General features: G+C 68.9%; 7 protein-coding genes. 3 read left to right on the forward strand and 4 right to left on the reverse strand.

Translation table 11 applies throughout. The annotated features are described in order from the left end of the window. Positions 1-151 precede the first annotated feature (151 nt). A complete protein-coding gene (locus CFB34_RS12185) occupies positions 152-6205 on the forward strand; it encodes an MG2 domain-containing protein (RefSeq protein WP_089442266.1) in 6054 nt (2017 codons plus the stop codon). Positions 6206-6215: 10 nt separating this feature from the next. Further along, positions 6216-8462 carry a penicillin-binding protein 1C gene (gene pbpC / locus CFB34_RS12190; RefSeq protein ID WP_089442265.1) on the forward strand — a complete coding sequence of 749 codons (2247 nt, stop codon included), beginning with the start codon at positions 6216-6218 and terminating at the stop codon, positions 8460-8462. Positions 8463-8493: 31 nt separating this feature from the next. Here pbpC and CFB34_RS12195 read toward each other — a convergent pair whose 3' ends face one another. Both CFB34_RS12195 and CFB34_RS12200 read right to left on the reverse strand, forming a co-directional pair. Then, positions 8494-9126, reverse strand: coding sequence for a LemA family protein (locus tag CFB34_RS12195; RefSeq protein ID WP_089442264.1), 633 nt, complete (start codon positions 9124-9126; stop codon positions 8494-8496). Between the two features lie 79 nt (positions 9127-9205). Beyond that, complete coding sequence (locus CFB34_RS12200) at positions 9206-10576, reverse strand: TPM domain-containing protein (RefSeq protein WP_179243740.1); 1371 nt, start codon at positions 10574-10576, stop codon at positions 9206-9208. Between the two features lie 211 nt (positions 10577-10787). Here CFB34_RS12200 and CFB34_RS12205 point away from each other — a divergent pair, with 211 nt between their 5' ends. After that, entirely contained in the window at positions 10788-11480 is a 693-nt protein-coding gene (locus tag CFB34_RS12205; protein WP_089442262.1) for a hypothetical protein, read from the forward strand. 46 nt (positions 11481-11526) lie between these two features. Here CFB34_RS12205 and CFB34_RS12210 read toward each other — a convergent pair whose 3' ends face one another. Next, positions 11527-12069: a GNAT family N-acetyltransferase gene (locus CFB34_RS12210; RefSeq protein WP_089442261.1), complete on the reverse strand. Its 543-nt coding sequence runs from the start codon at positions 12067-12069 to the stop codon at positions 11527-11529. Continuing rightward, positions 12070-13323 (reverse strand): multidrug effflux MFS transporter, encoded by a 1254-nt coding sequence (locus tag CFB34_RS12215; protein ID WP_089442260.1) that lies wholly within the window; start codon positions 13321-13323, stop codon positions 12070-12072. Positions 13324-13456: the final 133 nt, after the last annotated feature.

Consider the following 13456-nt stretch of genomic DNA (forward strand, 5'->3'; position numbering starts at 1 on the left):
GCATTTTTGTGTCGTTGACGCGACAAATCTGCGGCACGCACCCCAGTGTCGCACGCCGACGACACACTGTGCAGTGCGATGCGCGCGCAGGTCGGTCGGTTAGAATCGCGTGCAATCAAACAGAAAGCTTCCCTCCGAGGGCAATCGAGCGATGAAGCAGCACGACAAACAGAACAAAGCAAAACGAACCGACCACACCACCCGGCTGCTCTGGCGCATCGGCGCCGTCGCGGCGCTCGGCGGCGCCACGGCGCTGTCGCTGCATGCGGGCGCGGCGCGCACGGTGAGCGTGTCGCCGCAAGGCACCGTCACCGAAGTCCGGCAGACGGTCGTCAAGTTCGACGAACCGATGGTCGCGTTCGGCTCGGCCTCCGCGCCGAATCCGGCACGCGTCACCTGCAACGATTCCACCGCGGCGCGCGGCCAGGGACACTGGCTCGACGACAAGACCTGGGTTTACGATTTCGAAAACGACCTGCCGCCCGGTGTGCGCTGCTCGGTCGCGCTCAACGACACGTTGCGCTCGGTCGCCGGCAACGCGGCCAGCGGCCCGCGCCGCTTCACGTTCCAGACGGGCGGCCCGTTCCCGGTGAACGTGCGCCCCGGCTCGCGCGAGATCGAGGAACGGCAGATGTTCGTGCTGAAGCTGAACGGCCCGGCCGAACCGCGTTCGGCGCTCGCGAACATCTGGTGCGAAGCCGCCGGCATCGGCAACCGCATTCCCGTCACGGCCGCCGACGACGATGCGCGCAACGCACTGCTCGATCATTTTGGGCTGAAGAAGGATGCCGCGCGCGTGCTGACGCTGTCGTGCGCGCAGGCGCTGCCGGCGAGCGCGAAGATGCAGCTCGTGTACGGCAAGGGCGTCACGAGCCCGAGCGGGATCCCGAACGAAACGGAGCGCCGCTTCGACTTCACCGTGCGGGCCCCGTTCGCCGCGAGCTTCTCGTGCGAACGCGAGAATGCGAAGGCGCCCTGCACGCCGCTGCGCCCGCTCACGCTGTCGTTCAACGCGCCGATCTCGCGCAAGAACGCCGAGGCGATCAAGCTGCGCGGCCCTGACGGAACGCTCGCGCCAACCTTCGCGGCAGACGACAAGAGCGAGGAAGTCACCACCGTCACGTTCAACCCGCCGCTGCCCGAACAGGCCGCCCTCACGATCGAACTGCCGTCGGGCCTGCGCGACGTGACCGACCGGCCGCTGTCGAACGCCGACCTGTTCCCGCTCGCGACGCGCACCGCGCCGATGCCGCCGCTCGCGAAATTCTCGTCGGGCACCTTCGGGATCGTCGAGCGCTTCGCCGAACCCGATTCGCCCGCGCTCGTGCCCGTCACGCTGCGCAACGTCGAGGCCGACCTGCATATCGACGGCCTCAACACCCAGGGCGCGCAGTTCTCGAACCTGAAGGTCGACGACGACACCGCGATTCGCCAGTGGATGCGCACGGTCGACCGCTTCGACAACTGGTCGATGACGGCCGGCGCGATCGACCGCCAGATTCCCGGCCTGCTCGAACGCAAGGGCCAGCATCCCGTGTACGTGCCGCGCGAAGCCGGCGAAAAGGCGCCCGCGCCGAAGGATCGCCGCATCGACGTGCGCTCGCTGACGCTGCTCAAGGGCCAGCCCGGCGTGCAGGCGCTGACGCTGCCGAAGGCGGACCCGAAGGCGCTGCGCCCGTTCGAAGTCGTCGGCGTGCCGATCGACAAGCACGGCTTCTACGTGCTCGAACTCGCGTCGCCCGCGCTCGGCCGCTCGCTGCTCGCGAAGCCGTCGAGCATGTACGTGCGCACCACGGTGCTCGTCACCAACCTCGGCGTGCACCTGAAACAGGGCCGCGAAAACAATCTCGTGTGGGTCACGACGCTCGACAAGGGCAAGCCCGTGCCGAACGCGCAGATCCGCGTGTCGGACTGCAACGGCGACGAGATCGCGTCCGGCAAGACCGATGCGCAGGGCCTGCTGAAGATCGACGGCGCGTTCGAATCGAAGCGCGCCTGCAGCTCGTCCGACTCGGAGCAACGCTTCGACGACTACTTCGTGTCGGCCCGCGTGAACGATCCGAAGACGGGCCCCGACATGGCGTTCGTCAGCTCGGGCTGGAACCGCGGGATCGAATCGTGGCGCTTCAACGTGCCGACCGACACGGACAGCGCACGCACCGTGCGCGCGCATACGGTCTTCGACCGCACGCTGCTGCGCGCCGGCGAAACCGTGTCGATGAAGCATTTCATCCGCGCCGAGACGCTGCAGAGCCTCGCTTTCCCGTCGCAATACCCGACGCGCGTGACGATCCGCCATCTCGGCACGGGCCAGACCTACAAGCTGCCGCTCACGTGGGCCGCCGATCACAGCGCGGACACGCAGTTCACGCTGCCGGCCGCCGCGAAGCTCGGCGAATACAGCGTCGAGCTCGAAGGCGGCCCGGAAGACGCACCGACCGCCACCTATTACAGCGGCAGCTTCCGAGTCGAGGCGTTCCGCCTGCCGGTGCTGAAGGGCTCGATCGGCGCGCGCGACGCGCAGAAGAGCCCGCTCGTCGCCGTCAAGGAAGCGCCGCTCGCGGTGCAGATCGACTACGTGTCGGGCGGCGGCGCATCGAACCTGCCGGTGCAGGTGTCGGCGCTGATGAAGTGGGCGTCGCCGCCGTTCGCGGATCGCTTCGAGGATTTCAGCTTCACGCCGTATCGCCCCGAAGCGAGCGACGGCAACGCCGACGACGATTCGCAGGACGGCGACAACGCATCGACGTCGAACAACGATCCCGACGCGACCAAGCTGATCGCCGACAAGCTGCCCCTGACGCTCGACCGCAACGGTGCGGGCTCGGTCACGCTCAAGGGTCTGCCCGACGTCGACGCGCCGAAGCGCATCGCGCTGGAAGCGACGTTCGCCGACCCGAACGGAGAAGTGCAGACGATTCGCGGCGACACGATCCTGTGGCCGGCCGCGGTGGTAGCCGGCATCAAGGCAGGCCGCTGGGTATCGGTCGGCCAGCGCGTGCCCGTGCAAGCCCTGGCGGTCGACCTGCAAGGCAAGCCGCGTGCGTCCGTGCCGATCGAGATCAAGGGCATCGCGCGCATCACGACGTCGTCGCGCAAGCGGATGGTCGGCGGCTTCTATGCGTACGACAACAAGAGCGACACGCGCGACCTCGGCGTGCTGTGCTCGGGCAAGACCGACGACAAGGGCCGCATGGCCTGCGACGCGACGCTCGAACAGGCCGGCAACGTGCAGCTGATCGCGATCGCCAAGGACGGCGACGGCCGCACGTCGAACGCGTCGACGTCGGTGTGGGTCACGCGCGAGGACGAACTCTGGTTCGGCGGCGACAACACCGACCGGATCGACGTGATTCCCGAGAAAACCGCGTACGAACCGGGCGAAACCGCCCGCTTCCAGGTACGCATGCCGTTCCGCTACGCGACCGCGCTGGTCGCGGTCGAACGCGGCGGCGTGATGGAAACGCACATCGTCGACCTGAACGGCAAGAACCCGACGGTCGACCTGAAGGTCGGCGAATCGTGGGGGCCGAACGTCTACGTGTCGGTGCTCGCGCTGCGCGGCCGGATTCGCGAGGTGCCGTGGTACTCGTTCTTCACGTGGGGCTGGAAGGCGCCGGTCGAATGGGCGCGCGCGTTCTGGCGCGAGGGCCGTCACTATGAAGCGCCGACCGCGTTCGTCGACCTGTCGAAACCGGCGTTCCGCTACGGTCTCGGCGAAATCAAGGTCGGCACGGGAGTGCACCGTCTCGGCGTGACCGTGACGACCGACGCGACGCGCTACACGGTGCGCAGCAAGGCGCAGGCGCACGTGAAGGTCACGCTGCCGAACGGCCAGCCCGCGCCGGCCGGCACGCAGATCGCGGTCGCGGCCGTCGATGAAGCGCTGCTCGAACTGATGCCGAACAACAGCTGGGACCTGCTCGATGCGATGCTGCGGCGACGCGCGTACGGCGTCGAGACATCGACGGCACAGATGGAAATCGTGGGCCGCCGCCACTTCGGCCGCAAGGCCGTGCCCGCGGGCGGTGGTGGCGGCAGCGCGCCGACGCGCGAGCTGTTCGACACGCTGCTGCTGTGGAATCCGCGCGTGACGCTGGATGCCAATGGCAGCGCGACCGTCGAAGTGCCGCTGAACGACGCGCTTACGCGCTTCCGGATCGTCGCGATCGCGGCGGTCGGCCCCGACCGCTTCGGCACCGGCAGCACGTCGATCCGCAGCACGCAGGATCTGCAGCTGATCTCCGGCCTGCCGCCGCTCGTGCGCGAAGGCGATGCGTTCCGCGCGCAGGTCACGCTGCGCAACACGACCGACCGCGCGATGCAGGTCGTCGTGACGCCGCGCGTGACGGGCCTCGACGTCGCGCCGCAAACCGTCTCGCTCGCGGGCAACACGGCCGCCGAGGTCGCGTGGACGATCACCGTGCCCGAGCAGGCGCTCGACGCGGCCGGTGCGCTGAACTGGCGCATCGAAGCAGCCGAGCAAGGCGGCAAGCGCGCGTCCGACGCGCTGGCGGTCGCGCAGAAGGTCGTGCCCGCGCTGCCGGTCACGGTCCAGCAGGCGACGCTCGCGCAAGTCGACGGCACGCTGACCGTGCCGATCGCCTCCCCGGCCGGCGCTGCGAACAACGCGCAAGGCCTGCCGCGCGGCGGCATCGCCGTGTCGCTGCAGTCGAAGCTCGCCGACGGGCTGCCCGGCGTGAAACGCTGGTTCGAGCGCTATCCGTACCGCTGCCTCGAACAGCAGACGTCGCGCGCGATCGGCCTGCGCGACCCCGCGCAATGGCAGGCGCTGATCGCACGCATGCCCGTCTATCTCGACAGCGACGGGCTCGCGAGCTACTTCCCGCCGTCGTCCGACGACTCGCATGCCGGCAGCGCGACGCTGTCGTCGTACCTGCTCGTGGTCTCCGACGAGGCGAGCCGTCTCGACCCGCGCTTCGCGCTGCCGGAAGACCTGCGCACGCAGCTCGAGGCCGGGCTCGCGCGCTTCGTCGACGGCCGCCTCGAGCGCAACTCGTGGGCGCCGCGCCAGGATCGCGACCTGCGCAAGCTCGCCGCGATCGAAGCGCTGTCGCGCTACGGCGCCGCGCAGGGCCGCATGCTCGGTTCGATCGAGATCGCGCCGAACCAGTGGCCGACTTCCGCGGTGATCGACTATCACGCGATCCTGACGCGCGTGAAGGATATCCCGCAACGCGACGAGAAACGCGCGCAGGTCGAACAGATCCTGCGGGCACGCCTGACGTACCAGGGCACGCAGCTCGTGTTCTCGACCGCCCGCGACGACGACCTGTGGTGGCTGATGACCAGCAACGAGACCAACGCGGCACGGCTCGCGCTGGAATTCGCCGGCGACCCGGCGTGGAAGGACGAGATGCCGCGCGTGACGGCCGGCCTGCTCGCACTGCAGCGCCAGGGCGCATGGCAGACCACGACGTCGAACGCGCTCGGCCTGCTCGCGGTCGAGCGCTTCTCGCGCACCTACGAGAGCACGCCGGTGGCCGGCGCGACCAAGGTCGCGCTCGGCGGCGACGCGCGCACGATCTCGTGGTCGCAGGCGTCGGCCCCCGCGTCCACGCCCGCCGACACGCCGGCGTCGGCCACCCCGGCCACCCGCGCCGCCGCGGCCCGCAGCGTGATGCTGCCGTGGCCGCGTGCGTCGCAAGCGCCGGCCACGCTGTCCGTCACGCAGGACGGCACGGGCCGCCCGTGGGCCACGATCGAAAGCCTCGCGGCGGTGCCGCTGCGTGCGCCGTTCGCGGCCGGCTACCGGATCACGAAGACGGTCACGCCCGTGTCGCCCGCCGTCAAGGGCGTGCTGACGCGCGGCGACGTCGTGCGCGTGCATCTCGACATCGATGCGCAGAGCGACATGACGTGGGTCGTCGTCAACGATCCGGTGCCGGCCGGTTCGACGATCCTCGGTTCGGGCCTCGGCCGCGACTCCGAAGCCGCGACCCAGGGCGAGAAGACGCCGGACGGCGCGTGGCCGGCGTTCATCGAGCGCGACTTCGACGGCTACCGCGCGTACTACGACTATCTGCCGAAGGGCAAATTCTCGGTCGAGTACACGGTGCGGCTGAACAACGTCGGCACGTTCGGGCTGCCGCCGACGCGTGTCGAGGCGCTGTACGCGCCGTCCGTGTACGGCCTGTGGCCGAACCCGCCGATGACCGTGAAAGCGGCCGAAGCGGGCAAGTAACGAGCAAGCGATGATCGATCAGGGTTTGCCGCGGCCGGCGCGTTTCGCCGGCCGCGTATTCGTTGCCATCGTGCTGGCCGCCCCGCTCGTCGCGCATGCGCTGCCGAGCTACGACGACGTGCGCCGCAACTGGCGCAGCTCCGACTGGGTGCTGCTCGCGCGCGACGGCACGCCGCTGCAGCGCACGCGCGTCGACCTCACCGAACGGCGCGGCGACTGGGTGTCGCTCGCCGACGTGTCGCCCGCGTTTCGCGAAGCGATCGTCGTGTCCGAAGACAAGCGCTTTTATGAACACAGTGGCGTCGACTGGCGCGGCATCGCCGGCGCCGCGTGGGGCAACCTGTGGAACGAGCGCACGCGCGGCGCGTCGACCGTCACGATGCAGCTCGCCGGGCTGCTCAGCGATTCGCCGCGCCGCTCGGGCCAGCGCTCGCTGCCGCAGAAAGCGTCGCAGGCGGTCAACGCGCTGCTGCTCGAACGCGGCTGGCGCAAGGACCAGGTGCTCGAGGCATACCTGAACCTCGTGCCGTTCCGCGGCGAGACGATCGGCCTTGCCGCGCTGTCGCAGGTGCTGTTCGGCAAGGCGCCGTCGGGCCTCGACGCACGCGAAGCCGCGATCGCCGCCGCGCTCGTGCGCGCCCCCAATGCAACCTCCGCGAAAGTCGCCGAGCGCGCGTGCCGGATCCTGCGCGACATGCATGCCGAGCAGGCCTGCGCGTCGCTCGACGGCTACGTGCAGCTCGTCATCGCGCGCCCGGCCAGCGCCGCGCGCGACGACGGCGCCGCCCTCGCTCCGCACTTCGCGCGACGCATCGCGGCCGAGGTCCGGCCAACGGCCGGCGCGCAGATACGCACGACCCTCGATGCGCCGCTGCAGCGCTTCGCGCGCGACACGCTGGTGCGCGCGCTGACCGAACTCAACGCGCCCGCGCACCGGCGCAACGTGCAGGACGGCGCGGTCGTCGTGATCGACAACGCGACCGGCGAGATTCGCGCGTGGGTCGGCTCGTCGGGCGCACTGTCGGGCGCACGCGACGTCGATGCCGTGCTCGCGCCGCGCCAGGCCGGCTCGACGCTCAAGCCGTTCCTGTATGCGCAGGCAATCGACGAGAAACGGCTGACGGCCGCGTCGCTGCTCGACGATGCGCCGATCAACCTCGCCGCCGGGGGCGGCCTGTACATTCCGCAGAACTACGACAAGGATTTCAAGGGCTGGGTGAGCGTGCGCAGCGCGCTCGGCGGCTCGCTGAACGTGCCGGCCGTGCGCACGCTCGTGCTCGTCACGCCGCACCGCTTCGCGCGCACGCTGACCGCGCTCGGCCTGCCGCTCGCACAGGAAGGCGATTACTACGGCTTCAGTCTCGCGCTCGGCAGCGCGGACGTCACGCTGCTGTCGCTGACCAACGCGTATCGCGCGCTCGCGAACGGCGGCGTCGCGCGCAAGGTCATCGACGTGCCGGCGCCGGCATCCGGCGCAGCCGGCGCATCGGCCGCGTCACCCGCCCGCGCAGCCGACGGCACGCGCGTGTTCAGCGACGCGGCCAGCTTCGTCGTGACCGACATCCTCTCCGACAACAACGCGCGCGTGCGCACGTTCGGCTTCGACAATCCGCTCGCGACGCGCTTCTTCTCGGCGGTCAAAACCGGCACCAGCAAGGACATGCGCGACAACTGGACCGTCGGCTTCACGTCGCGCTATACGGTCGGCGTGTGGGTCGGCAATGCGGACGGCTCGCCGATGTGGGACGTGTCGGGCGTCACGGGTGCGTCGCCGGTGTGGTCGGCCGTCGTCGGCTACCTGCACCGCGACCAGCCGAGCCGTGCGCCGCGCGCGCCGGCCGGCGTCGAGACGCGCCGCATCACGTTCGAACGCGATATCGAACCGTCGCGCAACGAGTGGTTCGTCGCGGGAACGGCGGTCGACACGATCCGGCTCGCCGCCCCCGTCACGCCGGGCAAGGACGGTGCACGCGCGCCGCTGACGATCGGCACGCCGACCGACGGCACGATCTTCGCGATCGATCCGGACATTCCGCCGAAGAACCAGCGAATCTGGTTCGAGCGCTCGGCCGGACGCGCGACGAAGTTCGCGTGGCGGCTCGACGACAAGGTGATCGGGCATGCCGATCGCGTCGCGTGGATGCCGTGGCCGGGCCGGCACCGGCTCGAGCTCGTCGATGCGCGCGGCAACGTGGCCGATACGATCAGCTTCGAGGTGCGCGGCGCATTCGCGAAGGCGGCTGCGCGCAAGCCCTGAACACGTGAATACGTGAATGCGTGAGCCGGCCTTACTCGCCGGCCACCTTCGCCTTCGGCGACTGCGGCTGCGGCTGCGCGGAGAAATCGAGCGCCGGTGCGGTCGAGATCGCCGCTTCGTTCGCGACGCCGAAATTCGGGCGCGGCTGGTAGCCGAAGATCTTCGCGATCACGACGCCCGGGAACTGACGGATCTGCACGTTGTAATGCTGCACGGTCTTGATGTAGCGGCCGCGCGCGACCGCGATGCGGTTTTCCGTACCTTCGAGCTGCGTCTGCAGATCACGAAACGCTTCGTTCGCCTTCAGTTCCGGGTAGCGTTCGGACACCACCATCAACCGGCTCAGCGCCCCCGACAGCTCGCCCTGTCGCTGGTCGAACGCCGCGAGCGCGGCCGGATCCTTCGCCATCTCCGGCGTCATCTGCATGCTACCCACGCGCGCACGGGCCGACGCCACCTCGGTCAGCACGCGCTCCTCGTGCGACGCGTAGCCCTTCACCGACGCGGCGAGGTTCGGCACGAGATCGGCCCGTCGCTGGTACTGGTTCAGCACTTCGGACCACGCGGCATTGATGTCCTCGTCAGACGACTGGATCGCGTTGTAGCCGCACCCCGCGAGCGGAGCCAGCACGCAGCACACGAGCAGGATTCGAAACCATTTCATCGTCGGTTGTTTCCGGTTGAACGCTCCGGACGGAGCGAAGGGTAAAGAGAATCATTCGCGCGGGTGGGTCGCGTGGCACCTACCAGCGGCCCGATGCGCCACCGCCACCACTCGAACCGCCGCCGCCGCGGAACGAATCGGAGCTCGAGCCCGAGCGCGAGTTCGACGACGGCCACTTGAAGCCTGACGACGAAGACGAGGAAGACGAGCCGCTCCAGCCGAACAGCTTGTCCAGGATGATGCCGATCACCATCAGCACGCAGAAAACCGTCAGCAGTACTTCACCGGGCGAATAGCCCATCGCATGCCCGATCGCGATCAATACCGCCAACGTCCCGCCGATGATCGCCGTGTATTTGCGGATGCGCGCGGAACGAACGACGCCGATGCCGAGCAGGCACGCCCCTGCGCCGATGCTCGTCGGAACGAGCATCAACGCCCCAAGGATCGCTTCCAGGCTGCCCTCGAAGATCGCCCCTACGGGCAGCATCACGATCGGCACGATCGTCGCAACGAGATAGCTGACCGGGACCGTCACCTGCCAGCGCAGCTTGCGCCACTCGGCCGCGACGCCCAGCGCGAGGTTGGCGAGCGCGAGCAGGAGCCAGAACGTGAAGCTGCCGTGATCGATCGGCTCCTTCTCCGGCAGCCCGTTCGACTGCCGCCTTTCCGCACCGCTCGCGTCGAGGTTACCGGCCACGTCATTCTGCTGCGCGGGCGTCTCCGGCGGCGTCATCTCGCGCACCAGTGCGTCGAGCGCATCGCTGACGCCGGCCTCGATGCGGTTCTCGCGGAAAGCCGGCACGATGCGCTCGCGGATAATCCGCCCAGCCACGATGTCCGGCACCGCGCCTTCCAGGCCGTAGCCGACCTCGATCCGCACGGTGCGGTCGTTCAGCGCGGCGACGAGCAGCATGCCGTTGTCGATCTTGCTCTCGCCGAGACGCCATTTGTCGAACACGTCGGTCGCGAACTGCTCGATCGTCGACTGGCCGGTCGAGCCGACCAGCAGGACCGCCATCTGCACGCCGAGGCGGCGCTCGAGATCGGCGAGGCGGTCGGTCAGTTCCGCGGCGCATGCGGCGCTCAGCGCGCCGGCCGTGTCCGTCACGCGCCCTTGTAGCCGCGGTGGTGATTCGGGTTTGGCTGCAATGGGATAGGTCGTTGCGGCGGCCACGTGCGCACATGCCGACGATACTTCGGCGAACGGCACGCTGGCCGTCGATGCATTGGCGGCATCGTCGCCGGTCGGCGCCGCGAAAGCCGCGCCGTGGACGAGCGCGATGCCCGCCAGCACGGCCGCCGCCGCGGATTTCGCGTTGCCGCCAAGGCCGGCCGTACTGCGTGCACGCGCGGGCGGTGCATCGTTTCGGGTCGTGCCAGCCGACGATCCCGGATCGCCCTCGCCATCCGGCGGGCACGGCCGGCCCGTCTGTCGTTTCAGGTTCATGTCGGAAACGGCGCACCGGCTCCATCGGGAACGGCGCGTTCTCTCGTCGTTTTCAATCGTCCCGCAGCATAACCAATTACGAAAGGAACTGAAAGGTTTCCGGAAGGGCCGGCAAACCCGCAAGCAACCCGCAAATCCGGAATCTAGAATGTGAAAAGCGCTGCCTTCCGGGCGCGCACCGGCTGCTCCTTTCTCCTGGACACCCGCCACCATGGACATTCACCCCGGCCGTTTCATCCGCCCCGCGCTGGGCACGCTCTGCGTCGCCACCCTCGCGACGCTCCAGGCATGCAACGGCGACGCCTGCTTCGGCGTCGATGCCTGCTTCAACAACAACAACACGCAGACGGTCGCGCTTTCCGGCACGGCCGCGACGGGCGGCGCGCTCGCCAGCGCGCAGGTAACGGTCAGTTGCGCGGCAGGGTCGGCAACAACGCTGACGGATGGCGGCGGCAACTACAACGTGACGGTCAATGCGGCGCTGCCGTGCGTGATCACGGTGACGTCGGGCGGCACGAGCCTGCATTCGCTCGCATACGCGGGCGGCACGTTCAACACGACACCCGAGACCGAGCTGATGCTGGTCTATCTCGCGGCCCAGCTCGGCACGAACACGGCCACGTTGATCGGCAATTTCCAGGGGAATTCGCGCTACCAGCAGGCGATGAACAGCGCAAACACCGTTCAGGCCGCGCAATCGGCCGTGGTGACGAACCTGCAGCAGCGCTATTCGGTGGCGCTCACCGCGCCGGCGTTCCTGACGACATCGTTCACGGTCGGGCAACCGGGTGTCGACAGCGATCTCGCCGCACTCGCGAAAGCCGGTGCAATCGACTCGAACGGGATGCCGGACGCGGCGGCCGTTTCGCTGCTGACGCAGGCCGGCGCGGCGCATCCGCTATAAGCGGCTGGTGGCGGGAAGACGATCGCCCGGTATTGGATGTCGACCGTCAGGTGCGCGCTTCGGGCTCGCCGTCGGCCAGCAGCGCCCACCGTTCGTGGTCGCGCCATTCGCCGTCGATGCGCAGATAACGCGGCGAAAACCCCTCTTTCGTGAAACCGAGCCGCCGAACCAGCTCAATTGACGCGTGGTTCCCGGGCTGGATGTTCGCTTCGAGCCGATGCAGTCCGAGTTCGCCGAACGCGACACCGATCGCCGCGCGCAGGGCTTCGGTCATCAGCCCCGTACGGCTGAACGCCGCCATCCCGTAGTACCCGAGATACGCGCTCTGGAACACGCCGCCGACGATCTCGTTGAGGTTCACCACACCGACCACCGCCCCGGACGTGCGTTCGCGCGCGACGAGGCCGACGTTCGGCCCCGTCAGGCAGCGGCCGAACCACTGGTCGAAACCCGCCTGGTCGGTGAACGAATCGACCCACGGCAGATGGTGGCTCCGGCTCGCGCGATTGGCGGCGATCAGGTCGGCGGCGTCGGTTCGGGCGACGCGATTCAGCAGGATCGGGCTCGCGGCCCGGTCGACAGGCGGCACTTACGCGGCCTCCCCACGCCCGCACACGACGGGCGCGGCCTGGGCCTGCTGCTGCGACAGGTACCGCAACAGCTTGGTGACCATCCACACGACGATGCACGACAGCACGACGAAGAACACCGCGAGCGGCGTCAGCACGTGAATCGACACGAAGCCGGCCAGCCCCATCATCGCGGACGACACCAGCAGCAGCGCGCATCCGAGGATCGCGCTCGTCAGGCCGGCGATATGCGGAAACAGCGAATTGCCCTTGGCCATCAGCGTCGGATACATCGCGCCCGCGCAGAAGCCCATCACGAGCACGGGCGTCGCGAGCGTCCAGACGCGCAGCCCGACGGTCAGCGCCAGCACCAGCATCGCGACCGACGCGCCGGCCATCACGCGCGCGCCGATGCGCAGCCGTTGCTCGGCGCTCGGCAATCCGTGCCCGTGAATCCGGTTCGACAGGCCGCCGAGGAAATACATCAGCCCGATCCCGAGCGCGAGATAGCCGAAGAAGGTCGGCGGCTTGTGCAGCGTGGTCTGCACCATGAACGGCCCGACGATGTTGAACACGAGCAGGATGCTGTAGCACAGCCCCTGTGCGAGGAAGCAGCTCTGGAACACCGGGCTCGCCAGCACCTTGCCCGCGTTCGCCATCAGCGTGCGCGGCTCGAGATGCACGGGCTTCGGCAAGGTTTCGCGGTAACGCCACAGCAGCGCCCACATCACCAGCGAGTACACGAGCAGGAACACGAGGCACGCGCGCCAGCCGAACCATTCCTGCAGGTGCGCGCCGATCACCGGTGCGACGATCGGCGCGAGCCCCCACGCGATCGACATGTACGTGAACGCGTGCATCAGCGCCTGGCCGGAGAACGAATCGGTGATGATCGCCTTCGCGAGCAGGTTGGTGGTCGCGATCCCGAAGCCCTGCAGGCAGCGCGCGAGCACGAACGTCTCCAGGTTCTGCGCGCCGAGCGACAGGAGGCAGCCGATCGTGTAGATCACGAGCCCGAACGCGAGCACGCGCTTGCGCCCGTAGGCATCGGCCACCGGCCCGAAAATCAGCTGGCCGAGCGCGTAGGCCGCCATATAGCCGGACACGCTCGACTGGATCGCCTGCGGCGTGGTGGCGAACGAACGTGCCATGTCGGGCAGCGCGGGCACGTAGATGTCGATTGCGAGCTGGCCGGCGGACGCGAACAGGCAGATCAGGAACAGCAGGAAACGCGGCGAGTTCGACTCGCGCGCCGGAGTGAGCGTGGCGTTCATGACGACGGGGAAGGAGGTCGGGCAGCAGCGGCGCAGCCGTGCGATGTTCGAATGGCGAACACGCGTGCGCCGTGGCGAATCCCGTATTGTGCCCGTTGTCGCGCCACGCAGCCGGATTCCCCTGGCGAGGACG

This window comes from Burkholderia sp. HI4860 (genome assembly GCF_002223045.2).
GTDB lineage: Bacteria > Pseudomonadota > Gammaproteobacteria > Burkholderiales > Burkholderiaceae > Burkholderia.